We start from the raw sequence: 22,931 nt of genomic DNA, 5'->3' as shown, positions 1-22,931 counted from the left end.
GTGTTTCCTTAAAGGTCGATGCCGCTTTCGATCTCCCACGGGGTGATCTGGGAGGTGTAGGCGTGGTACTCATCCCACTTCGAACGCAGGAAGAACTCGAAGACCTGCTCCCCGAGCACTTCCGCCATAAACTCGGAGCGCTCCAGGTGGCGCAGCGCCTGGTCGAGCGAGTTCGGCAGGTCGCGGTACCCCATCGCGCGGCGCTCCCGGCGAGTCAGCGCGAATACGTCGTCGCGGCTTGGCTCGTCGAGCTCGTACTCGCCCTCGATGCCGCGCAGGCCCGCTGCCAGCACCGCCGCGTACGCAAGGTAAGGGTTGCAGGCGGAGTCCAACGAGCGGACCTCGATGCGGCGCGAGTCCGCCTTGTGCAGGCGGTAGGTGGGCACGCGCACCATCGCGGAGCGGTTGGAAACGCCCCACGTCGCCGCGGTCGGCGCCTCGGAGCCGAACTGGAGGCGCTTATACGAGTTGACCCACTGATTGGTCACCGCGGAGATCTCGTTGGCGTGCTCGATGATGCCCGCGATGAACTGGCGGCCCGTCTTGGACAGCGAAATCTCATCGTCCGGGTCGTGGAAGGCGTTGGTCTCCCCCTCCCACAGCGAGAAGTGGGTGTGCATCGCGGAACCATCCATGTCCGCGAACGGCTTCGGCATGAACGTGGCGTGCACGCCGTTGGCTTCCGCGACGGTCTTCACGATGTAGCGGAAGGTGACCACGTTATCGGCCATGGTCAGCGCGTCGGTGTGCCGCAGGTCGATCTCCTGCTGGCCGGCGCTGGCCTCGTGGTGGGAAAACTCGGTGACAATGCCCATGTACTCCAACGCGGCGATCGCCTGGCGGCGCAACTTCGGCGCCTCGTTGCGCTTCGCCTGGTCGAAGTAGCCGCCCTTGTCCGCCGGCACCGGGTCCTCCCCAGGCATGTTCTGTTTGAGCACGTAGTACTCAATTTCGGGGCTGGCGTTGAACTCGAAGCCGAGCTCGCGCGCGTGCGTCATCTGGCGGCGCAGTACCTGGCGCGGGTCGGCGTAGAGCGGGTCGCCGTCCGGCATGGTGATGTCGCAGAACATGCGGGCGGTCTGCAGGCCGGTGCCTTCGTCGAACGGCAGCGGCTGGAAGGTAGAGGGGTCCGGGCGCAACAAGGTGTCGGACTCGGAGATGCGGGAGAAGCCCTCGATGGAGGAGCCGTCGAAGCCCACGCCCTCGTCGAAGGCGGCCTCAAGTTCGGCGGGGCTCATCATGACGGTTTTCAGGGATCCGAAAATGTCAGTGAACCACAAGCGGATGAACGCGATGTCTCGCTGTTCAACCATGCGAAGTACGTTTTCCTGTTGCGTGTCCATAGTGTTGTACCCTACTGCGCCTGCGCTCATGCCGCCGCGAAAGTGGGCGAACGCGTTAGACTTTGCGGTGACCGCACATGCTTCGTGTTGAAAGTAGGGCTTCGCCGTGGCTGCACCACATGAGTACGTAGAAATTGAGATCAAGTTAGCTGTCGACGACTCCACCGCCGTTCCCGACATGCGGCAGCTGCCGGGGGTGTCCGCACTCGCGAGCACGAGCCACCAGCAGCTCTCCGCAATCTACTACGACACGGCTGACCTGCGCCTGACGCGCGAGAAGATCACGCTGCGCCGCCGCACGGGAGGCCCGGACGACGGCTGGCACATGAAGATTCCAGCAGGTCAAGGCCGCACCGAGCTACGCTGCCCACTGCAGGACCCGCACACGGTCCCGCAGGAGCTTGTCGACGCCGTCCGCGCCATCGTGCGCCGCCACCCGCTGCAGCCCATTGCCCAGGTGGACAACCACCGCGTGGAAACCATCCTCGCCGACGAGGAAGGCCAGCCCGTCGCCGAGTTTTGCGACGACCACGTCTCCGCCCGCTCCCTGCTACCAGGGGGTTCGCACACCACTTGGCGCGAGTGGGAACTCGAACTCACGGAGCAGGTCGCGGGCACCAACGCAGGTGCGTCCCTGCTGCGCCAGGCGGAGCGTTACCTGCTCTCCTCCGGCGCTCGCCCGTCCTCCTCGCCGTCGAAGCTGACGTCCGCACTCGGGGACTCGTTGGCGAAAGCTCCGCTGCCTCCGCACCTCACCGAGGCGCACCTGCCTGCGGATTCCCCGCTGCATTCCCTGTTAACTTCCGTACGCACGCTTCGCGACACCATCGTCCACGGCGACCGCGCCGTACGCGCCGACCAGTGGGACTCGGTGCACCAGCAGCGGGTGGCAATCCGGGAGCTGCGCTCCATCCTGCGCACCTACGACGGGCTCGTGCAGGGCGATGCGTTTTCGAAGATCGAGAAGGAACTCAAGCACGTCGCGGGCGTGCTCGGGGTGGCGCGCGACGCTGAGGTGGTGCACGCCCGGTGGTTGCAGCTGCTCGACACTGACGACTCCGGCTGCATGGATGATGCTGCCGCAGCCCACCTGCGCGAGGATATGCACAGCGTGTACAAGCTCGCGCACCGCAACATCGTCAACATGTGCAACAGCGACGCCTACCTCAACCTTCTCGACGCCATCGATGAACTCATCGCGAACCCTCCCCAGGTGCGCGAGGGCATCAAGGACAACGACGAAGCCCTGGCGCGCCACGTGCGCAAGGCATATAAGAAGCTGATGAAGCGCCACGCCAAGGTCGACGACCGCTACCACGACACGTCATTGCCGCGCGCGAAGCGCGAGGCCTACGTGCACGACGTGCGCAAGGCAGCCAAGCGGCTGCGCTACGCCGCGGCCGCCACCGGCGATCCGAAGTTCAAGCGCCTTATCAAGGCCTGCAAGCGCCTGCAATCGATGCTGGGTGATTTCCAGGACTGCGCGACCTCGCGCGAGGAGCTGCTGGTGCTTGCGAAGCTGGCGCGCCAGCGCGACGAGGACGTGTTCGCCTATGGCATGTGCTTCCAGCGCGAACTCCGCGACGGTGAAAAGGCACTGCGCGGCTACTTCGGCGCGATCCGCGAAGTAAAGAAGGCGGCGCAGAAAGCCTTGTAAGCCCTGTACGTGCAGTAGGGGCTACTTCTCCCAGGAAGGTGGGGTGCCCCAGTTGTCCTCGGCGGCCTCTTCCGCGTCCGCCTGCTGGTTACGCGCGGCCGCGATGCGCAGCGCATCCTCGGCTTCCTCGCGCGTCTTGTAGGGGCCCATGCGGTTTTCCCAGGACTGTTCTTTGCCCTCGGTGATCTCGCCGGTGGTCGGGTTGTAGTAGAAGTTTCCGTTCATGGCGCCCACCTTAGCGCCGCGGGTATGGTTGTGCCCTATGAATGTCCAACAGGAGATGCGTGCTGCACATGCCCACCATGCTGGCTGCGCCCCCGACCACGTCGCTTCCGCGCCGGCAACGGTGGTGGTGGCTGGTGATGGCGTCGATAATTATGGCGGGGCGAGCATCATCGGGCTTGGCCCACAGCGGGTGTGTGCCGCGGTGAGCCGCAGGTCGGACGATGTCATTTCGCTCCAGTTCACGCGTGCCGACGGCCGGATTCTCGCCGCGACCAGCACGCTGGCGGCACTCAACGCCCCTACCGCGGGCACCGAGGAAGCGCAGCTCGCGCACCGGATTACCGGGCTGATCCATACGCTGATCCACCGCCAGGTGCTTTCCCGCGAGACCACGGGAATGGACATCTCGGTGGTCTCCCACGTCCCGCACGGAGTTGGCCTCGGCGAGATTGCCGCGGCAGAAGCCGCCATCACGTTGGCATGCGCCGGCGCCCACGACGATATCGACGCCCCTCCCCTGCGCACGAAGCTTGCGGAGGTCTGCGCACAGTCCGCCACCGCGTACGCCACGTCCAGCCCATTGAAGGCGCGCTACACCGCGGCGCTTCGCGGCCACGGCACCACGCTGAACCTTGTGGAGCAGGCGGACGGCTCGGTCACGCAGATCACCCACCCCGAGCGCCTTGGTCTGCGGATGTTCGTGGTGGCCAAGGAGCAGGCTGCGCAGCCGGACGCGTTCGCGGAGTCGATGCGGCGGCGCCAGGAGTTCATCGAGACGGCAGCTGCAAACTTCGGCGTGGCCTCGCTGCGCCAACTACCGGACGCGACCGCGCGTGTGGTCCAGTGGGTGGAGGCCCGCCACACCGTTGGCGATAGTTCCGCGCCGGATCCGCAGCGCGCACGCGCAGTGCTGCAGCGCTGTGAGGACGAAACGGCACGCGCACTGGGTGCGGCGCAGGCGTTGCGCTCGCAGCAAATCGATGCGCTGGTCAACGCGCTAAGCCCCCACGCGGGTGACGCCGCCGATGAGGCCCTGGCAACCCCGGCGCTGCTGAGCCAGCTCGCGTGCGAGTGCGGAGCGAGCGTCGCAAGACCAGCCGCACCTGGGGTCTCCCAGTCGGTGCTGGCGCTGGTGCCGGCGTCGAAAGCCGAAAACTTTGCCTCCCGGATGGAGGAGAACCTGCTGGTCATCCCGCTGGCCACGGGCGAGGTTGGCAGGATCGAAGTGTAAGGCGAATGAGCCAGCCTATAAGCCGGATTCTGTACCCGCGCCCGTAGGCGCGGGCGGCAACCATCCATCTGTGCGTCCCATCGCTGGGCGCATCAAGCAGCTACCTTCGGACTGGGCGGGCAGCCTCATCACGTCCGACGACCCCAGCCTTGCGGCTGCGGTTCTTGCCTTGCTCCCGGTGGGGTTTACCTGGCCACGCACATCACTGTGCATGCCGGTGCGCTCTTACCGCACCCTTTCACCCTTACCCACCCAGTTGCCTGGGTTGGCGGTGTACTTTCTGTTGCACTTGCCCGCGGATCGCTCCGGGTTGCTGTTAGCAACCACCGTGCCCTGTGGAGTCCGGACTTTCCTCGGTCCCCGCCAGCCACAACGCGTGTGGTGGTTCGGGGCGACGCGGTCGCCCGGCCGGCTCATTCGCACTGTGCCACTCTACAACACAGCGGCCGGTGTGCTTTATTTTCGGTGGTGGGCGACGTCGTTGACGCAGCGCACCACGCCCATCTCCCCGTAGAACTCCACCACAGAAATCGACGCCAAGTCCAGAAACAGGTGCTTGAACACTTCAGCGCTCACGTTCAGCCCCTGACGGATCACCGACTTGATCGGCGTGGTGTGCGCCACCAAGAGGATGGTTTTGCCTTCGTAGCGTTCCTGGACGCGCAGCCGGGCACGCGTGACGCGGCGGTGCAGCGATGCCAGCGACTCCCCGTTCGGCGGCGCGGTGGCGGCGGAGGCCTGCCACGCCTCGAACTCCTCGGGGTAGCGCTGCTGCGCGTCCTGCCTGCTGAGCGCCTCAAAGTCGCCGAAGTCCACCTCGCGGAAGCCCTCCTCGGTGACGATGTCCTCGTGCGCAATCCCGAGCGCGTCCGCGCAGGCCTGCGCGGTTTGCTGGGCACGCGCCTGCGGTGAGGCAACGATCACGTCGATGTGCCCCATCTCGGCGAGCGCGGCCGCGGCCCGGCGCGCCTGCGCCTGCCCGATTTCGGTGAGTGGCGGGTTGGCTTGCCCGCTGTAGACGCGGCGGGCGGAGTGTTCGGTTTGGCCGTGGCGCAGCAGCACGAAGCGGGTGCGTGGGGCGTCGGTGCCGGACCAGTGGCCGGGGCTGGCAGTCTCGTGAGGCTGCGCCTCTTTTGGCGCTGCCGGGGCAGCCTGCTTCGGTGCTTGCGCAAGTGCCTCGTGTGCAGGCGCCTCGTGCGCAATGAGGCCCTTTTTGCCCTTCGCGGCGGCGTCCATGGCTACGTTGGACAGCTCGTCCGCCTTCTTGTTCTTGGCGCGGGGCACCCACGTATACGTCACCTTGGTGCACGTGCGCGCAAGCTGCTTCGCCTCCAGCGCGAGCTGCTGCATGTCGGGGTGCTTGATCTTCCAGCGCCCGTTCATCTGCTCGACCACGAGCTTGGAGTCCATGGACACCGCGACTTCGTCGGCGCCGGCGTCGATGGCGGCCTTCAAACCCTCAATGAGTCCGTGGTATTCGGCCACGTTGTTCGTGGACTTCTTGCCCACCGCGTACACCACTTCCGCCAGCGTCTCCCCGTCCGGGCCGTAGACGACGGCACCGCTTCCGGCCACGCCGGGGTTGCCGCGGGAGCCGCCGTCGCAAAACATGGCTACCTTCATGCGCCTACTCCTGTACCTGGGTGCGCACGAGCAGTGTGCCGCAGTTCGGGCACATTGGGACCTCGTCGGCCGGGGTGGCGTTGACCTGGTTGCGCTCGGTGGCGGGCAGGGCGATGAAGCAGCCGTTGCAGGTGCGGCCGTTGAACGCGGCGGCGCCGATTTCGTCGTAGGCCTCGAGGACGTCCGCGGGCAGCTGGCTGCGCAGTGCTTCGGTGTCCACGCGCTCGCGTGCCGGGAGAGCGTCCACAGCGCGCTGCGCGGCCTCGACCTGGCGCTCGAGCCCGTCCAGGCGAGCCCCATGGTTGTCGCGGTTGTTGCGCAGCGCCGCGATCTCGTTGTGGGCCTCCTTCAGCTCATACTGCAAATCCGCGATGCGCGACTTCGTGGTGTAACGATCGTGTTGCAGGTCCTTGCGGCGCTCCTCGTCTGTCTCCGCGCCGAGCATGCGCTTGTTGTCCAGGTCGCGGCGCTTGAGCTTGCGCTCGTCTTCCTGGATGCGCAGGATCTCCAGCTCCATGTCGTCGACGGCGAGCTGCGCCGCAGACGCCGCGCCACGCATGCGCTCGAGCTCCGCGGTGAGGCGCTGCAGCTCCTTTTCCTCCTCGCTCGTGGCCTCGGGGTGGGCGGCCTGGCGGTCAGCCTTGGCAAGATTCAGTAGTACCTGCTGGAGTTCTACGGCAAGTTTCACGGGGAAGCACTGCTCCTTTACTTGGCTTGATTCGGGTGGGCGGAAACGGTCCACGGGTCCGTGCGCACCGGGATGATGCACGTTTCCACGCCTAGCGGGTTCACGATACCCTCTGCCTGCTGCGTCCACGGAAATTCACTCGCCCAGTGCGCAGTATCGATCACGGCGGGCCCGCCTGCGCGCAGGTGCTCGTCGACTGGGTGGTGGCGCAGGTCCGAGGTGACATAAACATCGACACCGAGCGCCCTCGCATCGTCGAGGAAGCTGTCGCCCGAGCCGGAGGAGACGGCGACGGTGCGCACCATCTGCTCCGGGTCGCCTGCGGCGCGCACGCCCCACACAGTCTCAGGCAGGGCGTCGGCCACGCGCTGGGTGAACTCGCGCAGGGTCATCGGCTCAGGCAAGGTGCCCACTCGCCCAAGGCCGGTGGCTCGCTCGAGCGCCCCCGGCGTATCGACGTCCACATCCCCCACCGGGCGAATCGGCCTACCGGGCCGAATCCCGACCAACTCCGCCAACTTGTCATTGACCCCCGGGCGCGCCGAGTCCGCGTTCGTATGCGCCGCGAACAACGCGCAGCCGCCGCGGATCAGCGTGTGCACGACCTTGCCCTTCGGCGTATTCGCCGCAACAGAGTGCACCCCGCGCAGCAGTAGCGGGTGGTGAACCACCAGCATGTCCGCGCCTTCCTCCAGCGCGCGCTCCACCACGCTCATCGTGCAGTCCAGGGCGAACGCCACCTTGTGCACGGGCTCGTCCGGGTCGCCGCAAATCAGGCCGACCTGGTCCCAGCTTTCGGCGAGTTCGGGCGGGTAGGCGGCCTCGAGTGCCGCGACAATGTCTCCTACAGTCTTCGTCGTCATGGCAACTAGCCTACAAACCTGGAATGCTGGTGGGCGTGACACTCCAAACAAACCGCCCGACCGTGCTCTTTGACGTCGACGGCACCATCCTCGACTCCTTCCCAGGAATCCGTGAAGGCTTCCTGCGGGGGCTCGCCGCCATCGACGTCGCCCCGCCTGACGAAGCGTTCATCGCGAAGATCCCGGGGCCACCCATGCGCGAGTCCTACGAGAAGGCCGGGTGCACACCCGCGCAAGTCGACGCCGCAATGCAGGTCTACTCCGACTTCATGAGCACCGACGGGTGGCAGCAGTTCACCGTCTTCGACGGCATGGCCGAACTCATCGCCCAGCTTGACCGGGATGGGTTCCGGGTGGGCACGGCGACGTCCAAAAGCGAAACCTTCGCCACCCTTGCGCTGCAGCGCGCGGGCATCTGGCCGCACCTGGACTTCCTCGGCGCCGCCGACCACGAGCGCGGCCGCAGCACCAAGATCGCGGTGCTGGAGTACGTCCACGACACCTTCGCACCAAAGCGCCCCATCATGGTCGGCGACCGCACCCACGACTTCACGGGTGCCGCCCACTTCGACATCCCGTCCGTCGCCGTGACCTGGGGTTACGGCGACGCCGAGGAGTGGGCACAGGCCACCCACACCGCACAAACCGCAACCGAGCTCAAGGAGATCCTCTATGCATATTGATTTCGTGTGCACCGGCAACATCTGCCGCTCGCCCATGGCGGAAGTGATCATCGCCGCCAAACTTGCCGACGCCGACCTCGCCGACCACGTCCGCGTCACCTCCTCCGGCATCGGCGGCTGGCACGTCGGCGGACCTGCCGACCCGCGCGCCGTCGCCGAACTCGCCAACCACGGCTACGACGGCACCCGCCACCGCGCCCAACAGTTCGGCGCCAACCAAATCGACGCCGACCTCATCGTCGCCCTCGACACCAACCACGTCTCCGAACTCATCGCCCGCGGCGTGCCCGAATCCCGCATCCGCCTGCTGCGCTCCTTCGACCCAGCCGCCCCCGAAGGCGCCGGCGTCGAAGACCCCTACTACGGCGGCGCCGACGGGTTCCAAACCACACGCGAACAAATCGAAGCCGCCGCCCCAGGTATTATCGGCTGGGCCAAAGCGCAGCTAGACTAGCCGGAGAAAGTACGGGATCTGTGAAAGCGGGAGCAACAATGCAACCTGAAACAGGTGCACAACCATGGTGGAAAACGTTTCTGACCCCCGGGTGGGTCATCGTCGCCATCCTGATCGTGCTGTTCTCCTACTTCGCGTTCACGCTGCTGGCGCCCTGGCAGCTCAACAAGAACGAAGCGCTCGTCGAGCGCAACGACCACATCAAAACCGCCTTCGAGCACGACCCGGTGCCGATCGGAGAGGTCGTCGACAAACAGGGCGAACTCGCACCCGGCGCCGAGTGGACCCGCATCACCGCAACTGGCACCTACGCCCAAGACAGCGATGCACTGCTGCGTCTGCGCCCCATCGACCGAACCCCCTCCTTCCAAGTACTGACCCCATTCCACCTGGACAACGGGCAAAGCGTGCTGGTCAACCGCGGATGGGTCCCCGCCATCGGCTCCACCCAAGTCCCCGACATCGACGCCCCACCCACCGGCGAACAAACCATCTCCGGCATGATGCGCGTCGACGAAGGCGTACACCCCTCCGCACCCCTCAACGACCAGGGCTACACCATGGTCTACTCCATCAGCCCAGGTCAAGTCGGCGAACTCACCGACACCGCCCTGGCCAGCCCCTACGTCCAACTCCTGAGCGACTCCCCCGGCGTCCTCACCGCCATCCCCCTACCCATGCTCGAGACCGGCAACCACCTCTCCTACGGACTCCAGTGGATCGCCTTCGGCATCATGGCGCCCGCCGGCCTCATCTACTTCATCTGGGCCGAAACCCGCGAACGCCGCCGCTTCAAAGAGGAACAAGCCGAGCTTCTCGACGCCCCCTCCGAACCCGCCGAGCCTGTTGCTCCCGCTGCTCCCGCTGCTCCCGCTCAGTCGCGGTCCCGCTACGGCACCCAACGGCGCAACCCCTGGGCCAAATCATACGAAAAGGAAGAAGAACGCTAATGCCCCACCAGCTCACCCAACGCGACGTCAAACACCTCGCCCGCTGCCTCACGCTGCTCGGTGACGCCAACATCCACCTCGACGCCGCCGCCGAACCCGCCGACATCGAAGACGCCATCCTCGACGACCTCGACGCCTTCCGCGAAGCCCCCATGACCACGCTGCTCGGCCTGCGCGGGCCCCACAACGCCCCGCTCATCGACTCCGTCGTCCACAGCGTCCCCCAAACCGACAACGCCTTCGTCCACCTCCTCGACTACATCGCCCTCGCCGCCAAGGCCCTCCGCGCCGAACTGCGCGAAGTCGCCGTCTTCCCCGACCCCGACAACATCGAAACCGGCTCCCTGCGCCTGTGCGTCGGCGAGTGGGACGTCACCGACATCGACATTCCTGCTGGCTCTGCTAGCGTCGCCGATGCCGAGCTAGCCATCATCGGCGCCCTCATGCCCCTCGACGCCGAAGCCGTCACCTTCCAGGCCCCGCAAGGAGTCGGCGTCGTCCTCGCCGACGTCGTCCCCGGCACGCCGCAGGCCAGCATGCAGGCCGTCTTCACCGCCATCGAGGCGGAGCTGTAGGGGTTTCTGGGCGTTCGCCTTCGGGGAACTTTCCTGGGCTACCATGCCGATTCTGCTCCGGTCGAGGTGTTAGAAGCGTGCGATGCAGGTCGACCATTTCTGCCCAGCCTGGCCGATTTTCAGCGACCAGCATCGCACTCCTTGAATACCTCGACCGGAACTTCTTTCGGACCTTTAGGCAGCTCACCCTCCTACCCCTGCGCGCGCTGCTCGAGACCGTCCAGCAATAAATCGATGAGGTTCGGAACCAGGTTTTTTGCCACGTTATTGACCGGCACCCCGGCTGGCAGTGGACGGGTCACCACACCAAGGCCGATGTGGAACTCAATGGGGTCTAGATCTTCGGGGCATAGGTGGGCAGCTTTGGCAGGGTCGAGGAGGCGGTTGTAGCAGGCACGGATCTCCCTAATCCGCTTCTCGATCATGGGTTCGCGCCGCTTGATAGTCGCGGGGTCACTCATGGAATCGGCGAAGATCGCCTGCGCAAGCGCCGCGTGTTTGAGGTCCCCGATTTCGTGGGTGGCTTGGCGCCAGGCGTTGCGGGGGACGTCGGCAAATTCGTCGAGGTGGCGATCGATGACGTGGTTGATGTCCTCCACCGCGTGTTCGCCAATGGCATCCAGGAGGTCGATGCGCTCCGGGAAATGTCGCGTGGCTGTCGCCACTCCAACCTCGGCTTCCTTCGCGATGGCGCGCATGGAAACGCCGGGGCCGACGTCGATAAGAAGTGAGCGGGCTGCGGTGACGATGGCCTCGCGGTTGTCGCGTGCGTCTTGTCTCATGCTTGACAGCTTAACAAATGGAACACTATGTTCGGTTCGTGTAAGTGAAACACTGCGTTCCATATAGGAGGTTCCCGTGAACGCAACGAACAACTCAACAGTCAAGGCGGTCGGCGCCGTCATTGGAATCCCGATCATCATTGGGCTCATGCTCTTCGCATTCCTCGCACCAACCTTCGCATCAGGCCCGCGCAATGTGCCGCTGGCGGTTGCGGCGCCGGGACCGCTCGTCGAAAAGATGGAAGCAACACTAAGCGAGGACGGCCCCACCCTCCTCGTACGCGATTCCGACGAGGAAGTGCGCGATGCGATCGCACAGCGTGAAGCGGTGGGTGGGCTCGTGGTCACCCCGCAGGGTGCGACGGCATACACCGCCTCCGGCAACGGCGCACCGTATGCGCAGATGATCGAGGGCATGGCGGGACAACTCGAAGCTCAGGGCATGGACGTGACTCGCGAAGACCTCGCGCCGACCTCCCCGGACGACCCGCAAGCGACCGGCCTTGCGCTGCTCGGACTGCCGCTGGCGTTCGGCGGAATTGTCTCCGCCGTCATCGCGACACTCGGATTCCGCGGAAAGAAGTGGACAAAACTCGCCGTTCTCGTGGGGATTGCTGCGCTCGGGTCGCTGGTCGCGACGTGGATGCTGCACTCCGTCTACGGGACCCTCACCGGCAGCTTCGGGATGGAGTGGTTCGGCATCGGCTGCGGCATCCTCGCGACGTCGCTGCTCACCGCCGGTTTGGGCGCAGTCATCGGGCTGCCCGGCGTGGGCCTCGGCGCGATCCTGACCATCTTCGTCGCCAACCCGCTCTCCGGCCTGGCCACCGGGCCGTGGCTCCTCCCCGTCGGCTGGTCGACGCTCGGCCAGTGGATGCCAATCGGCGCCACCGGACACCTCGTGCGCTCCCTTTCCTACTTCGATGGCCTCGGAGCAACCCAGAGCTGGTGGGTATTGCTCATCTGGATCGTGGTTGGGCTCCTGCTCCTGTTCTTGGAGCGAGGTCGCGCTGCTGAGTCTGGTGCTACTGAGGCGGTTGCGGACCACTAGAGAAGGTCCTGCACGTTCCTGGGCATTCGCTGTGCACCACAATCCATTACGACCCCTGACGACCTGAGCAAATGCAAAGGTGCGTCGCGAAAATCCTAGATTTTGGTGCGCCACCCCTTGCGCTCTCGTTCTACCACTGAAATAGTTCCCGGGCTCGGGAACTATTTTTCGTTTTGGGCCTGTTCCCGTCGACCACCACTCACGTCTTCCCAGGTCGCGACGGATGTCCACAAAGATTGTTCCCGGTTTCACTGATGAACTACCAGTCAGTTTCCGTTCCGGTCGAGGTGTTAGAAGCGTGCGATGCAGGTCGACCATTTCTGCCCAGACTGGCCGATTTTCAGCGACCAGCATCGCACTCCTTAAAGCCCATGCTTTGAACCCGGCACCAGATACTCTCACGGGCTAAAGCCCTGAGCTTGGTCATTGCCCCTCCTTGAGTCGGTCGATGTGTACCTGGCTAAACCCGCACCACATGCCCACCAGCTCACCACGTGCGTCGTGGACCTCCACTAGTGGCAGCTCTTGCCAGCCCTTCATTTCCATCTCCACAATCTTCACGGGGTAGTCGTCGAGCTGTCAGACCTGCACGACGACCCCGCAGCGTGTGAGTGCGCGGATCGTGGTGGTGCACCGCACACAGTGTGGGCGGCTGTAAACGGTCGCGGTCATCATTTCATCTGTCATTGCCTTCTCCTTTGTAGAAGCCGATGATTGTCTGTAGGTCTTGGAGGGTGGTGTGTTGGTTGGTTCAGTGGGAGGAGGTGCGGGTGGTGGCGGTGGCGATTTTGAGTTCGCAGTTTTTCATGGGTGGTTTCTCCTCAGTGGTTGGGTGGTTTTGGGTATTAAAAATGGCCCCTGCACGAGGTTGTGCGGGGCCAGGCGGCGCAGCATGTTTAATGCTCCAGCTAGACTGAGAAACTTCGATTTCTCAATAATAGAGCTCTTTATTTTATCCGGTCAGCCATGCAATTCGCGGGTAGAGGAAACTTGCCGAGCTTGTTTAATAGCATCGCGATCTGCAGCAATGACAATTTCGGTGAGTTCTCCAAGTAGCCAAACTAAACGAATTGAAGAGTGCGCGAGTAACAGGAATCCTGCTTGAAATATGTATGGGGCAATACTCGGACAATTGAGAAGGCTAAGAAGATTAGCAAGTGTGAAAGCAAGGACTGCGAAAAATCCAGATGATGTGGAACTTATCCAATTGGACTTTAATGCTTTCCCTCCAAGTACTCGGAGATTTTGAAAGCGTTTGCCGTTGGCAGTCAGAGCAAATATTACTACTACACCAGAAAAACCCGATACTGTAGCTGCAGCCCCAAGCGCGCCGGTATAGAGGGACTCAGTTCGATCTGGGGTCGCAGAGTCTGACAACGCATGCCAGATATCAGGTATTTGACCCGTCAGAGCAAGCAGCGCATGTAACATAGTGAGTGTTAGCAGCGTTGCATCAATTAGACGTGGATAAGAACGAAGTATCTCCTTCCGTGTCTTTCCCCACTTCATTGTATGCCTCTCTGCCTTCTATGGGATAACTTCTAAAGTTTACGAAGTTTTTCGCGAAATTTACTGTTTGCTTCAAGCATTCCCTGAAGAATATGCTCGGGCCCTGGTTGCTCATTTTCTTCGTTCTGGAACGATTCTTTAATCGTGATTCGATCGGAGATGAAGTCAATCGAATCTTTGCGCAGCTTTCCATCCTTGTCCCAATTGGTCAAGGTGGCCTCAGCTTTTTTGAATTTCTGAATATCCGTTTCCTTACCAAACAGGTTGACAAGCGCAGTCTTAATATCATCCTGTATTGAGGGGGAGACCGTATAATTGCCAAAGCTTAGAGTGATACCTACCGTCATCTGATTTCCGGTGTCGATTTCTTTAGCTTTCGCCAAAGCTTTACTCACACTGTCATCCCCATCAAGTTCTGCAAGGTCTACATCATTGTCGAGCGTGAGCTGAAGTCTAGTTGCACCATCAGCTTCTTGCAGACGTCTGAGTTGGTCCCTACGGACAAACGGGGTTAATTCGAAGCGATTTCCGCTTTGAAGAGTATTGAAATGGTGAGAAATTGCTGCGCTAATGGCGGAGACTGTAGCTCCATTCTGAGTTCTCGATATTGCTACTACGTTTTCGTGCCCTGATGCGGTCAGGTAGGCACCTTCGATGAGATGACCACCGATACCAGTTTGAGCGAGCCTCTCAATTTGGTCGCTGCCCTGGTCTCGATGGTCAGGCCAATCGTCTTTAGAACGAACCTTTCCAATATACAGGAACTTTACGGAAGGAGATTTTATACTTGCTGCCTGGACAATATAGTCCCTCCCATAGTGCTTAAATGAAAAGCTCGACCCATCTAAAGCATTAATCTCATCCCAAATATCGTTCCAAAATGTACTTGGGATATCGATAGGTTGGTCGTCCTTATCCCACCATTTTGGTGAGTAGTAGAAAATCGTCCGGTTCTTCGTGGCCATGTTTCGTCTCTAATTGAATTGGGTGTACTAGAGCCGATTTTAGCTAATCTCTTCCTCCGTATATCCGGTATGGATAACTGTTGCTATGGGGTCGCTAAAATCCCAGGTCAGTTTGTTGCCGCAGTTTGGACATGTGGTTGAGTGTTCCCAATCCTGCGGTTCAGGTATGGCCGAAGGGTTTTCCCAATGTGGCCATGCAGAAAAACCAGAAGTGCCAGGGGGCCACCAATCCAACCCAACAAAGGAAGGACACACCCATTATGGCAAGCATCACCCCATACAAAACAACGACAGGCCGCAAATGGCGCGTCCAATACCGAGACCCCACCGGAAAAGGCCGCACCAAACAAGGCTTCGCAAGAAAATCAGACGCCCAAGCCTGGGCCGCGAAAAACACCACCGCCATGGGAGACGGTGACTGGATCGCCCCCGAACTCGGCACCACCACCATCAACGACCTCGCCAACACATGGAAACAATCCTGGGCGCACCTCAAACCCGCCACCAAAAGCATCAACGAATCAACATGGCGCATCCACGTCGAACCCATGTGGGGCGACCGCCAAATCAAAACCATCCGCCAATCCGAGATACAGGTATGGCTCGGCACCATCAAAAAACACACCTCCGGCAAACACCCCGAACCAACCAACGAACCAGCATCCCCAACCACCGTACGCAACTGCCACATGGTCCTCGCCCAAATACTGGACCTGGCAGTACAAGACCGCATGATCCCATCAAACCCGGCGCGTGGGGTGAAACTCCCCAAAAAGAGCCCCGGCATAAAGGTGTACCTCACCCCAGGCCAGCTACAAGCCCTTGTGCGTGAATGCGGCGACATGGGTGACCGCATAGCCCTACTCGGCACCTCCGGGCTACGCTACGGCGAAGCCACCGCCCTGCGCGTCGGCGACATCGACTTCCTACGCCGCCGCATACGCGTCGAACGCAACGCCCGCCACACCACGGCCGGCCCTATCTACGGCACCCCAAAAACCGGCGAGCAACGTACCGTAGCGATCACCGAGTGGGTTGCCGGTCTGCTTGAGAAGCGCACGCGCGGCAAAACGAAAGACGCCCTGCTGTGGACCGCAACCAACGGCGGGCCACTGCGACCCCTGGGCCACACATCATTCTTCGCGCACGCAGTGAAACGCTGCCAAGGCAAGGACACGTCGTTCCCGTCGAAGCTCACCCCACACGGGCTACGCCACGTCGCCGCCGGGCTCATGGTTGGTTCCGGGGCGAGCGTGAAGGTCGTACAACGACAATTGGGCCACGCTTCGGCAGCAATGACACTCAACGTTTACGCTGATTTGTTTGATGGTGACTTGGATGTCGTGGCGGAACGACGACTCGACGACACTTTTTCAAAATGTCGTGGAAATGTCGTGGCGACGTAAAAAGGCCCTCCCCGATTCCTCGGAAAGGGCCTTTGACCTGGTGCGCCATGACGGGCTCGAACCGCCGACCTACTGGGTGTAAACCAGTTGCTCTTCCAGCTGAGCTAACGGCGCGCTGGGTAGAGACTTTAACAAAGCTTCTACCGATCGCAAAATTAACAACAAACGGGCAGGTAAACGCCTATTTTGGTACCCCTGCGGAGCGGAGACAGGAGCCTTGCCATTCGCCGAAGCGGTCGGCGGTGGTTTGGACCAGGCCGGCGAGTTGTGCGGATTCGGAGATGACGCCGGGTTGTACGCCGCCGGGCTTGGAGGCGCCTGGGGTCATGAGCCAGATGCGGGCGTTGTCGTCGAGGTTGCGGGAGCAGTCGACGAGGACGTCGACAAGGTCGCCGTCGTCTTCGCGGTACCAGAGCAGGATCATGTCGCAAAGGTCTTGTGCGTCTTCGTCGAGGAGTTGGTCGCCGATGCGGTCTTCGATCGCTTCGGAGATGGTTGCGTCGGCGTCGTCGTCCCAGCCGATTTCTTGGACGATTTCGCCTTGATTGACCCCTAGTCGGTCAGCGTATGTATCGACACCGTTGGCGCCCAACGTTCTTATTCCTCCCAATGAGATGAGTGTTGTATGCAAATATGCCGTTTAGTTTACATCTGCGGGTTACACATTACCGGACAAATATGCGACGGCCTCCGGGGGCCCTCGAGTTTTGTGACGTTCAACGCAATTGGCTGAAACCACGTATCCTGTTTTGCAGGTTTTCATTCCCGCCTGTGCCTCCCTGGCTGCAGGCCCGAAACGTTAGGAGGACGTTCCTTGGCTGAACACAATAATGACTCCAACATCCCGTTGATCCGCGAGGGTGTCGCTTCGTATCTGCACGATACGGACCCGGAAGAGACCCAAGAATGGATTGACTCGTTTGATGGGATTCTGGACCAGTCCACGCCGGAGCGTGCTCGATTTTTGATGCTGCGCCTGTTGGAGCGGGCGTCGGCGAAGCGAGTGGATTTGCCGGCGTTGTCGTCGACGGATTTCGTGAACACGATTCCGACGAAGATGGAGCCGGAGTTCCCTGGCGATGAGCAGATTGAGAAGCGCTACCGCCGTTGGATGCGTTGGAACGCGGCGATCATGGTGCACCGCGCGCAGCGTCCGGGTGTGAAGGTTGGTGGCCATATTTCCTCGTATGCGTCGGCGGCGGCGTTGTATGAGGTTGGTTTTAATCACTTCTTCCACGGCAAGGACGCTGAGCAGGGCGGCGACCAGATTTTCTACCAGGGTCACGCTTCCCCGGGCATGTACGCGCGTGCGTTCCTAGAGGGTCGTCTGACGGAGGACGATCTGGATGGTTTCCGTCAAGAGCATTCGCGTCCGCAGGGTGGCCTGCCGTCGTACCCGCACCCACACGGTATGAAGGACTTCTGGGAGTTCCCAACGGTCTCGATGGGCTTGGGCCCAATGAACGCCATTTACCAGGCACGTTTTAATAAGTACTTGCAGGATCGTGGCATTAAGGACACGGATCAGCAGCACGTGTGGGCGTTCCTCGGCGACGGCGAGATGGACGAGCCGGAATCGCGCGGTCTGCTGCACATGGCGTCGCTGTACGGCCTGGATAACTTGACCTTTGTGGTCAACTGCAACTTGCAGCGTCTCGACGGCCCCGTCCGCGGCAACGGCCAGATCATTCAGGAACTGGAGGCCTTCTTCATTGGCGCTGGCTGGAATGTGATCAAGGTTGTGTGGGGCCGCGAGTGGGATGAGCTGCTGGAGAAGGACAAGGACGGTGCGCTGGTCCACGTCATGAATACCACTCCGGATGGTGATTACCAGACGTTTAAGGCCAATGATGGCGCGTTTGTGCGCGAGCACTTCTTCGGCCGCGACGAGCGGACGCTGAAGCTGGTCGAGGACATGTCGGATGAGGAGATCTGGGCGCTGCGCCGCGGCGGCCACGACTACCGCAAGATCTATGCGGCGTACAAGCGTGCGTTGGAGACGAAGGGCAAGCCGACGGTCATTTTGGCGCACACGATTAAGGGCTACGGCCTGGGCCACAACTTTGAGGGTCGTAACGCGACGCACCAGATGAAGAACCTCACGCTGGAGGACCTGAAGCGCTTCCGCGACAAGCAGGGCGTGCCGATCAGCGACGAGGAGCTGGAGAAGGATCCGTACCTGCCGCCGTACTACCACCCGGGCGAGGACGCTCCGGAGATCAAGTATTTGAAGGAGCGCCGCGAGGAGCTCGGCGGGTACCTGCCGGAGCGTCGTGTGAAGTTCACGCCGCTGGAGCAGCAGCAGGACTTCGAGAAGGCTTACAAGGCCATGTTCAAGGACTCGGGTAAGCAGGAAGTTGCCACGACGATGGCGCTGGTGCGTACGTTTAAGGCGTTGATGCGCGATAAGGAGATCGGGAAGCGAGTGGTGCCGATCATTCCGGATGAGGCGCGCACGTTCGGCCTGGACTCCTGGTTCCCTACCCTGAAGATTTACAACCCGCAGGGCCAGAACTACGTCCCAGTGGACCATGACCTGCAGCTGTCCTACCGCGAGGCGACGGACGGCCAGCTCCTGCACGAGGGCATCAACGAGGACGGTTCCTCGGCGTCCTTCATCGCGGCCGGTACGTCCTATGCGACGCACGGCGAGCCGATGATCCCGATGTACATCTTCTACTCGATGTTCGGTTTCCAGCGCACGGGCGATAACTTCTGGGCCGCTGGCGACCAGATGGCGCGCGGTTTCATCATCGGCGCGACTGCTGGCCGCACCACCCTGTTTGGTGAGGGCTTGCAGCATATGGATGGTCATTCGCCGATTTTGGCGTCGACAAATCCGGCGGTGGTCACCTACGATCCTGCCTTTGCGTACGAGATGCCGTACCTGATTTCCAAGGGCATCGAGCGCATGTACGGCGACGGCCACGGCGAGGACGTGATGTACTACATCACCGTCTACAACGAGCCGACGCACCAGCCGGCGCGCCCAGAGAACCTCGACGTTGAGGGCCTGCACAAGGGCATCTACCTTTTCGACGAGGGCGAGAAGCACGAGCACAACGTGTCACTGCTGGCGTCCGGTATTGGTATGCAGCAGGCGCTTCGCGCGCAGAAGATCCTGCAGGAGGACTACAACGTGGGCGCCTCGGTGTACTCGGTGACCTCCTGGGTGGAGTGTGCGCGCGACGGTGCGCGTGTTGCCAACGAGCAGCTGCTGCACCCGGGTGAGGACGTCGGCGAGGCGTTCGTGACCCGTCAGCTGAAGCAGACGGAGGGCCCGTACGTTGCGACGTCCGACTTCGCCACGGACCTGCAGGAGCAGATCCGCCCGTACGTGCCGGGCCAGTACTTGGTGCTTGGCGCGGATGGGTTCGGTTTCTCGGATACGCGTGAGTCGGCACGCCGCTACTTCAACATCGACGCCGAGTCGATGGTAGTGGCAGCGCTGATGGGCCTGGCGAACGAAGGCAAGATCGACATGGATGTTGCCGCGCAGGCCGCGAAGGACCTGAAGATCGACGACCCAACCGAAGCCTAAGGGCTAGCGCGGGAGGTACGGGGCGAGCGCCGGAATATTCGGCGCCAACGCCGCGAACAGCGCCCCGACCACCGCGAGCGTAGAGAGCACCCCTAGCGTGATGACGAGCGCCCTCGAACCCGAGGAGCCGTTCGAGTCCGCTGGGGGTGTTTGCGGTTGCGTCGGCTCTGGCGGGTTGGGGCCGTCGTGGCTGATCCGGAGGAACGCGGTGCGGGTGGTGCCGTCTTCGAAGGTGGCTCGGACTGCGACGGTCGAGGGGGTGCGGGCGGCGTCGGTAGCGGTGCCGCTGACGGTGCCGGTGACGGGGTCGATGGAGAGGTCCCACCCGGTAGGTGGGTCGATGAGCTCGAACTTCGCGTCGGTTGGGAGCTCGACGCGATCGCGAAGGTTGAACGGCGTGACTGTGAATGATGTGCCGTGGGCGACCTCGACTGGTTTGTAGACGGGTTCGTAGATCAGGCGCTGGTCGGCAACGAGCGAGACCGGCACGCTGATGTACTCCGTAGTCCCGTCTGGGTATTTCACACCGATGTCGAGTTTGCGGGTGTTTTCGCCGCGCTGGACGGTGGTACAACTCGGTGCGTAGAGCTGCCCGGCTTCGACTTGGTCGCAGTTGAAGAACTGGAGGCGCACGACAAGAGTCGTGTCGTTTTCGATCGTGGCGACGATGGGCACCCCTTGCGTTTCACCCCCGCCAGCGACCCAGAACGTTGTCCCCTCCGGCGCCCCGGTCGGGGTGAATCGGGTGCTCTCTGTGTAGAGCTGACCTGGGACCAGCGGTACGTAACGGGGCTCAGTTTGGAAGCTCGGCTGGTAGCGGTCAGCGTCCTTCACATCAGCAGCCACCGCGTGCGGGGCGCACGCGATGGCGCAGGTTGCGGCGGTGGTGACGGCGAGCAATTTGTAATTCATGGGTTACTTCACGTCTTCGGTAATGCGTTGGATGAGTCGGTTGATGGCGGTGCTGACGGCGCCAGGGGCGTCGAGAGGCGGCATGTGGCCGCTTTCGGGCAGCACCTGCATGTAGGCGTGCGGCCAGATCTCGTGGAGTTTCGCGCTCTGGGACACTGGGGTGACGGCGTCGTGGTCGCCGACGAGGATGTAGCCGGGGATGGTGCTGAGCACCTCGCCGGCGTCGAGTTCCGAGTGGTGCAGCAGATCCTCGAAGTAGCCTGCGTAGGTTTCCAGCGGGGTTTCGCGGATCATGGCGGCGTGGAACTGCACCAGCTGGTAGCTCATGGGCCGGAAGTAGAACCCGAGTGCGAGGATCGGGGTGAGCATGTCGGTGACGACTTGCCGCACTCCTTCCGCGAAGTGCGGGGTCACGGCGACGACGCCTTCGATGAAGCGCCCGATCGGCCCGGCCAGGATCTGCGGCAGGCCTTGGACGGTGAAGGGTTCGACCGCGCTGGAGATCTGCACCGAGCCCGCGAGGTTGAATTCGTGGTGGTAGCGCCGCATCATCGAAAGCGAAATCGGTCCGCCGAGTGAGTGCCCGACCACGATGACGGGGCCGCGCACGTTGCGCTCACGCATGACGGCGGCGACGTCGTCGGCGGCGGCGTCGATAGTTAAGAGTTCGGGGTCGACTTTGCCGGTCTGCCCGTGCCCGCGCAGGTCAAGCAGCAGTTGGCGCACCCCGTGGCCTGCGACCGCTTCGGTTTGCAGGAAGAACTCTTCGGCGGCGATGTTGAAGCCGTGGACGTAGACGACGGTGACGGCGTCGGGATCCTCGGGGCCAAGTTCGTACCAGTGGACGTTGATGCGCTCTCCCCCGTCCTCGACGGTGAGCACGCCTTCGCGGTCCGGTTTGAGCCCGTACTCGCCATCGCCAGTGTGCAACAGTTCGCGGGTTTCCACGAGCTGTCGGCGCGCTTTCGGCGTCAGCGATCGGAGGTAGGCAACTGTTTGCAGCATGCTTCCACCTTATTATGTGGGTATGGAACTCTCACAACGCTTAGACTTAAGCGCTCTCAAGCTTGACGACGCCCCCTCCGAGCCCACCGCGAGCACCGAGGATGCCTCCGCGTTCGCTCAGCTCACGCGCCTCATTGAGCGCGTGACCGGCGAGGACACTGAAGGCCTGGATCGGGAGACCACGCTGGATGGGGCCGGGGTGGCGTCGTTAGATCGTATTGAGCTTGCGGTGCGCATCGAGCAAGAGCTTGGCGTGCCGATTGACGAGGAAACCTACCGGCAGCACTCGACGCTGGGTGAGCTCAGCGCCTACATTGAAGGGCACGAGGACTACAAAGGAGCGTAGCGTGACTATTTCCTATCTCACCGACATGGACGGCGTGCTGCACAAGGAAGGGCAGATGATTCCCGGCGCGGACGCCTTCATTCAGCGCCTGCACGATGAATCGATTCCGTTTATGGTGCTGACGAACAATTCGATGCAAACCCCGCGGGACCTCTCGGCGAAGCTGGTCCGGATGGGCTTGCAGATTGAGCCGGAGCGGATTTGGACGTCCGCCACGGCCACGGCGACGTTTTTGTCGCAGCAGGTCGGAGAGGGTTCGGCCTACGTGATTGGTGAGGCCGGAATGACCACGGCATTGCACGAGGCCGGGTGGATCCTGACGGACCAGGATCCGGACTTCGTGGTGCTGGGTGAGACGCGCACCTATTCGTTTGAGGCGATCACGACGGCCTGCAACCTGATTCTGAAGGGTGCGCGGTTCATCGGCACGAACCCGGATCTGACGGGCCCCGGCCCGAACGGCATTCTCCCGGCGACGGGCGCGGTGGCCGCGATGATTACGTCGGTGACTGGGATGGAGCCGTACTACGTGGGCAAGCCGAACCCGGTGATGATGCGCTCGGCGCTGAACAATATCGGCGCGCACTCGGAGCACACGGTCATGATTGGTGACCGGATGGATACGGACGTGAAGTCTGGTCTGGAGGCCGGCATGCGAACGCTGCTGGTGCGCACCGGGATTTCGGATGACGCCGAGATCGCCCGCTACCCGTACAGGCCAACGAAGGTGATCGATTCCGTCGCCCAGCTTGTGGACGTCATCACCGATCCTTTCGGCGACAGCGCGTACAGCTAGCCCTATCCTGCCGCTTCGACGCTGGCGCTGAAGCCGTACTCGGCGGCTAGCGCCGCGAGCGCGTCTGCGAAGCTGCGCGTGACGTCCGGGGTCGCGCGGAAGGTTTCGCGGCACTGGTAGGTGCCAGTGCTGTCCCGGCGCCAACGGGTGAACCAGGCGTCGTCCCAGAGTGCTTCCTGGTTGACTGGCGCGTCCGGGAGCATGAGCAGGAGCTCTTCGACGCGCATACGCGCTGCGGCGGGCATGTCCTGGATGCTCATGACGGAGGTCGTCGGCGCGGCGCAGACAGAGCGCCACGTACGCGGGGCAACGAGAGTTGTTGTCAT

At 62.5% G+C, this 22,931-nt stretch carries 23 protein-coding genes, 1 tRNA gene and 1 other RNA gene; 11 read left to right on the top strand and 14 right to left on the bottom strand.

Annotation, left to right across the window (positions count from 1 at the left end; all coding sequences use genetic code 11):
- Nucleotides 1-8: 8 nt before the first annotated feature.
- On the bottom strand, nucleotides 9-1,343 hold the full coding sequence (gene glnA / locus BJP05_RS03255; RefSeq protein WP_070363460.1) for a type I glutamate--ammonia ligase: 1,335 nt from the start codon (nucleotides 1,341-1,343) through the stop codon (nucleotides 9-11).
- A gap of 106 nt (nucleotides 1,344-1,449) precedes the next feature.
- On the opposite strand from glnA, the gene BJP05_RS03250 reads away from it, so the two are divergent.
- Nucleotides 1,450-3,000 (top strand): CYTH and CHAD domain-containing protein, encoded by a 1,551-nt coding sequence (locus tag BJP05_RS03250; protein ID WP_070362163.1) that lies wholly within the window; start codon nucleotides 1,450-1,452, stop codon nucleotides 2,998-3,000.
- 21 nt (nucleotides 3,001-3,021) lie between these two features.
- On the opposite strand, the gene BJP05_RS03245 is transcribed toward BJP05_RS03250, so the two are convergent.
- The gene (locus tag BJP05_RS03245; RefSeq protein WP_070362162.1) at nucleotides 3,022-3,225 is read right to left on the bottom strand and encodes a hypothetical protein; all 204 of its coding nucleotides are present in this window, start codon (nucleotides 3,223-3,225) and stop codon (nucleotides 3,022-3,024) included.
- Nucleotides 3,226-3,262: 37 nt separating this feature from the next.
- On the opposite strand from BJP05_RS03245, the gene BJP05_RS03240 reads away from it, so the two are divergent.
- A complete protein-coding gene (locus tag BJP05_RS03240; RefSeq protein ID WP_070362161.1) occupies nucleotides 3,263-4,456 on the top strand; it encodes a hypothetical protein in 1,194 nt (397 codons plus the stop codon).
- Nucleotides 4,457-4,458: 2 nt separating this feature from the next.
- On the opposite strand, the gene rnpB is transcribed toward BJP05_RS03240, so the two are convergent.
- The 4 genes from rnpB to BJP05_RS03220 form a co-directional block, all read right to left on the bottom strand.
- An RNA gene (rnpB, locus tag BJP05_RS03235) (RNase P RNA component class A) lies at nucleotides 4,459-4,872 on the bottom strand.
- A gap of 40 nt (nucleotides 4,873-4,912) precedes the next feature.
- Nucleotides 4,913-6,079 carry a bifunctional RNase H/acid phosphatase gene (locus tag BJP05_RS03230; RefSeq protein WP_070362160.1) on the bottom strand — a complete coding sequence of 389 codons (1,167 nt, stop codon included), beginning with the start codon at nucleotides 6,077-6,079 and terminating at the stop codon, nucleotides 4,913-4,915.
- Between the two features lie 4 nt (nucleotides 6,080-6,083).
- On the bottom strand, nucleotides 6,084-6,767 hold the full coding sequence (locus BJP05_RS03225; protein ID WP_070362159.1) for a zinc ribbon domain-containing protein: 684 nt from the start codon (nucleotides 6,765-6,767) through the stop codon (nucleotides 6,084-6,086).
- A 17-nt stretch (nucleotides 6,768-6,784) separates the two neighbouring features.
- Nucleotides 6,785-7,630, bottom strand: a complete 846-nt coding sequence (locus tag BJP05_RS03220) for a Nif3-like dinuclear metal center hexameric protein (RefSeq protein ID WP_070362158.1) — start codon at nucleotides 7,628-7,630, stop codon at nucleotides 6,785-6,787.
- A 35-nt stretch (nucleotides 7,631-7,665) separates the two neighbouring features.
- Here BJP05_RS03220 and BJP05_RS03215 point away from each other — a divergent pair, with 35 nt between their 5' ends.
- Genes BJP05_RS03215 through BJP05_RS03200 form a run of 4 tightly spaced genes read left to right on the top strand, consistent with a single transcriptional unit; the run spans nucleotide 7,666 to nucleotide 10,292 of the window.
- Nucleotides 7,666-8,313, top strand: a complete 648-nt coding sequence (locus BJP05_RS03215) for an HAD hydrolase-like protein (RefSeq protein ID WP_240492796.1) — start codon at nucleotides 7,666-7,668, stop codon at nucleotides 8,311-8,313.
- On the top strand, nucleotides 8,303-8,767 hold the full coding sequence (locus BJP05_RS03210; RefSeq protein WP_070362156.1) for a low molecular weight protein-tyrosine-phosphatase: 465 nt from the start codon (nucleotides 8,303-8,305) through the stop codon (nucleotides 8,765-8,767). Before BJP05_RS03215 ends, BJP05_RS03210 begins: the two co-directional genes overlap by 11 nt.
- Before the next feature lie 38 nt (nucleotides 8,768-8,805).
- The gene (locus tag BJP05_RS03205; RefSeq protein WP_070362155.1) at nucleotides 8,806-9,717 is read left to right on the top strand and encodes an SURF1 family protein; all 912 of its coding nucleotides are present in this window, start codon (nucleotides 8,806-8,808) and stop codon (nucleotides 9,715-9,717) included.
- The gene (locus BJP05_RS03200) at nucleotides 9,717-10,292 is read left to right on the top strand and encodes a hypothetical protein (RefSeq protein WP_070362154.1); all 576 of its coding nucleotides are present in this window, start codon (nucleotides 9,717-9,719) and stop codon (nucleotides 10,290-10,292) included. Before BJP05_RS03205 ends, BJP05_RS03200 begins: the two co-directional genes overlap by 1 nt.
- Nucleotides 10,293-10,483: 191 nt before the next feature.
- Here BJP05_RS03200 and BJP05_RS03195 read toward each other — a convergent pair whose 3' ends face one another.
- Nucleotides 10,484-11,074: a TetR/AcrR family transcriptional regulator gene (locus tag BJP05_RS03195; protein ID WP_084028560.1), complete on the bottom strand. Its 591-nt coding sequence runs from the start codon at nucleotides 11,072-11,074 to the stop codon at nucleotides 10,484-10,486.
- Between the two features lie 76 nt (nucleotides 11,075-11,150).
- Between BJP05_RS03195 and BJP05_RS03190 the strand changes: the two genes are divergently transcribed.
- The gene (locus BJP05_RS03190) at nucleotides 11,151-12,125 is read left to right on the top strand and encodes a hypothetical protein (protein ID WP_070362153.1); all 975 of its coding nucleotides are present in this window, start codon (nucleotides 11,151-11,153) and stop codon (nucleotides 12,123-12,125) included.
- A gap of 960 nt (nucleotides 12,126-13,085) precedes the next feature.
- On the opposite strand, the gene BJP05_RS11120 is transcribed toward BJP05_RS03190, so the two are convergent.
- Both BJP05_RS11120 and BJP05_RS03185 read right to left on the bottom strand, forming a co-directional pair.
- Entirely contained in the window at nucleotides 13,086-13,634 is a 549-nt protein-coding gene (locus tag BJP05_RS11120) for a hypothetical protein (RefSeq protein ID WP_145945240.1), read from the bottom strand.
- Nucleotides 13,635-13,666: 32 nt separating this feature from the next.
- Nucleotides 13,667-14,599 (bottom strand): hypothetical protein, encoded by a 933-nt coding sequence (locus BJP05_RS03185; RefSeq protein WP_070362152.1) that lies wholly within the window; start codon nucleotides 14,597-14,599, stop codon nucleotides 13,667-13,669.
- 260 nt (nucleotides 14,600-14,859) lie between these two features.
- Between BJP05_RS03185 and BJP05_RS03180 the strand changes: the two genes are divergently transcribed.
- Entirely contained in the window at nucleotides 14,860-16,005 is a 1,146-nt protein-coding gene (locus tag BJP05_RS03180; protein WP_070362151.1) for a site-specific integrase, read from the top strand.
- Between the two features lie 38 nt (nucleotides 16,006-16,043).
- Here BJP05_RS03180 and BJP05_RS03175 read toward each other — a convergent pair.
- Both BJP05_RS03175 and BJP05_RS03170 read right to left on the bottom strand, forming a co-directional pair.
- Nucleotides 16,044-16,119 (bottom strand) — tRNA-Val (locus BJP05_RS03175).
- Between the two features lie 67 nt (nucleotides 16,120-16,186).
- Nucleotides 16,187-16,615, bottom strand: a complete 429-nt coding sequence (locus BJP05_RS03170) for a DUF3052 domain-containing protein (protein ID WP_070362150.1) — start codon at nucleotides 16,613-16,615, stop codon at nucleotides 16,187-16,189.
- Nucleotides 16,616-16,819: 204 nt separating this feature from the next.
- Here BJP05_RS03170 and aceE point away from each other — a divergent pair, with 204 nt between their 5' ends.
- Nucleotides 16,820-19,546 carry a pyruvate dehydrogenase (acetyl-transferring), homodimeric type gene (aceE, locus tag BJP05_RS03165; protein WP_070362149.1) on the top strand — a complete coding sequence of 909 codons (2,727 nt, stop codon included), beginning with the start codon at nucleotides 16,820-16,822 and terminating at the stop codon, nucleotides 19,544-19,546.
- Between the two features lie 3 nt (nucleotides 19,547-19,549).
- Here aceE and BJP05_RS03160 read toward each other — a convergent pair whose 3' ends face one another.
- Both BJP05_RS03160 and BJP05_RS03155 read right to left on the bottom strand, forming a co-directional pair.
- Nucleotides 19,550-20,458: a Rib/alpha-like domain-containing protein gene (locus BJP05_RS03160; protein ID WP_070362148.1), complete on the bottom strand. Its 909-nt coding sequence runs from the start codon at nucleotides 20,456-20,458 to the stop codon at nucleotides 19,550-19,552.
- Nucleotides 20,459-20,461: 3 nt separating this feature from the next.
- Nucleotides 20,462-21,463 (bottom strand): alpha/beta fold hydrolase, encoded by a 1,002-nt coding sequence (locus BJP05_RS03155; RefSeq protein ID WP_070362147.1) that lies wholly within the window; start codon nucleotides 21,461-21,463, stop codon nucleotides 20,462-20,464.
- 22 nt (nucleotides 21,464-21,485) lie between these two features.
- Here BJP05_RS03155 and BJP05_RS03150 point away from each other — a divergent pair, with 22 nt between their 5' ends.
- Nucleotides 21,486-21,809 (top strand): acyl carrier protein, encoded by a 324-nt coding sequence (locus BJP05_RS03150; protein WP_070362146.1) that lies wholly within the window; start codon nucleotides 21,486-21,488, stop codon nucleotides 21,807-21,809.
- A gap of 1 nt (nucleotide 21,810) precedes the next feature.
- Nucleotides 21,811-22,605, top strand: coding sequence for an HAD-IIA family hydrolase (locus tag BJP05_RS03145; protein ID WP_240492795.1), 795 nt, complete (start codon nucleotides 21,811-21,813; stop codon nucleotides 22,603-22,605).
- Nucleotides 22,606-22,607: 2 nt separating this feature from the next.
- Here BJP05_RS03145 and BJP05_RS03140 read toward each other — a convergent pair whose 3' ends face one another.
- Nucleotides 22,608-22,931 (bottom strand): hypothetical protein, encoded by a 324-nt coding sequence (locus BJP05_RS03140; RefSeq protein ID WP_070362145.1) that lies wholly within the window; start codon nucleotides 22,929-22,931, stop codon nucleotides 22,608-22,610.

Source organism: Corynebacterium sp. NML98-0116, from assembly GCF_001767255.1.
GTDB lineage: Bacteria > Actinomycetota > Actinomycetes > Mycobacteriales > Mycobacteriaceae > Corynebacterium > Corynebacterium pseudogenitalium.
The sequence above is the reverse complement of the archived record's forward strand: the minus strand, read 5'-3'. Positions and strand labels throughout refer to the sequence as shown.

What these genes read in the sequence shown, in the direction of transcription:
- glnA (WP_070363460.1), bottom strand. Translation starts at nt 1,343, where the DNA reads ATGGACACGCAACAGGAAAACGTACTTCGCATGGTTGAACAGCGAGAC.
- BJP05_RS03245 (WP_070362162.1), bottom strand. Translation starts at nt 3,225, where the DNA reads ATGAACGGAAACTTCTACTACAACCCGACCACCGGCGAGATCACCGAG.
- BJP05_RS03240 (WP_070362161.1), top strand. Translation starts at nt 3,263, where the DNA reads ATGAATGTCCAACAGGAGATGCGTGCTGCACATGCCCACCATGCTGGC.
- BJP05_RS03230 (WP_070362160.1), bottom strand. Translation starts at nt 6,079, where the DNA reads ATGAAGGTAGCCATGTTTTGCGACGGCGGCTCCCGCGGCAACCCCGGC.
- BJP05_RS03220 (WP_070362158.1), bottom strand. Translation starts at nt 7,630, where the DNA reads ATGACGACGAAGACTGTAGGAGACATTGTCGCGGCACTCGAGGCCGCC.
- BJP05_RS03210 (WP_070362156.1), top strand. Translation starts at nt 8,303, where the DNA reads ATGCATATTGATTTCGTGTGCACCGGCAACATCTGCCGCTCGCCCATG.
- BJP05_RS03205 (WP_070362155.1), top strand. Translation starts at nt 8,806, where the DNA reads ATGCAACCTGAAACAGGTGCACAACCATGGTGGAAAACGTTTCTGACC.
- BJP05_RS03200 (WP_070362154.1), top strand. Translation starts at nt 9,717, where the DNA reads ATGCCCCACCAGCTCACCCAACGCGACGTCAAACACCTCGCCCGCTGC.
- BJP05_RS03195 (WP_084028560.1), bottom strand. Translation starts at nt 11,074, where the DNA reads ATGAGACAAGACGCACGCGACAACCGCGAGGCCATCGTCACCGCAGCC.
- BJP05_RS11120 (WP_145945240.1), bottom strand. Translation starts at nt 13,634, where the DNA reads ATGAAGTGGGGAAAGACACGGAAGGAGATACTTCGTTCTTATCCACGT.
- BJP05_RS03185 (WP_070362152.1), bottom strand. Translation starts at nt 14,599, where the DNA reads ATGGCCACGAAGAACCGGACGATTTTCTACTACTCACCAAAATGGTGG.
- BJP05_RS03180 (WP_070362151.1), top strand. Translation starts at nt 14,860, where the DNA reads ATGGCAAGCATCACCCCATACAAAACAACGACAGGCCGCAAATGGCGC.
- BJP05_RS03160 (WP_070362148.1), bottom strand. Translation starts at nt 20,458, where the DNA reads ATGAATTACAAATTGCTCGCCGTCACCACCGCCGCAACCTGCGCCATC.
- BJP05_RS03155 (WP_070362147.1), bottom strand. Translation starts at nt 21,463, where the DNA reads ATGCTGCAAACAGTTGCCTACCTCCGATCGCTGACGCCGAAAGCGCGC.
- BJP05_RS03150 (WP_070362146.1), top strand. Translation starts at nt 21,486, where the DNA reads ATGGAACTCTCACAACGCTTAGACTTAAGCGCTCTCAAGCTTGACGAC.
- BJP05_RS03140 (WP_070362145.1), bottom strand. Translation starts at nt 22,931, where the DNA reads ATGACAACAACTCTCGTTGCCCCGCGTACGTGGCGCTCTGTCTGCGCC.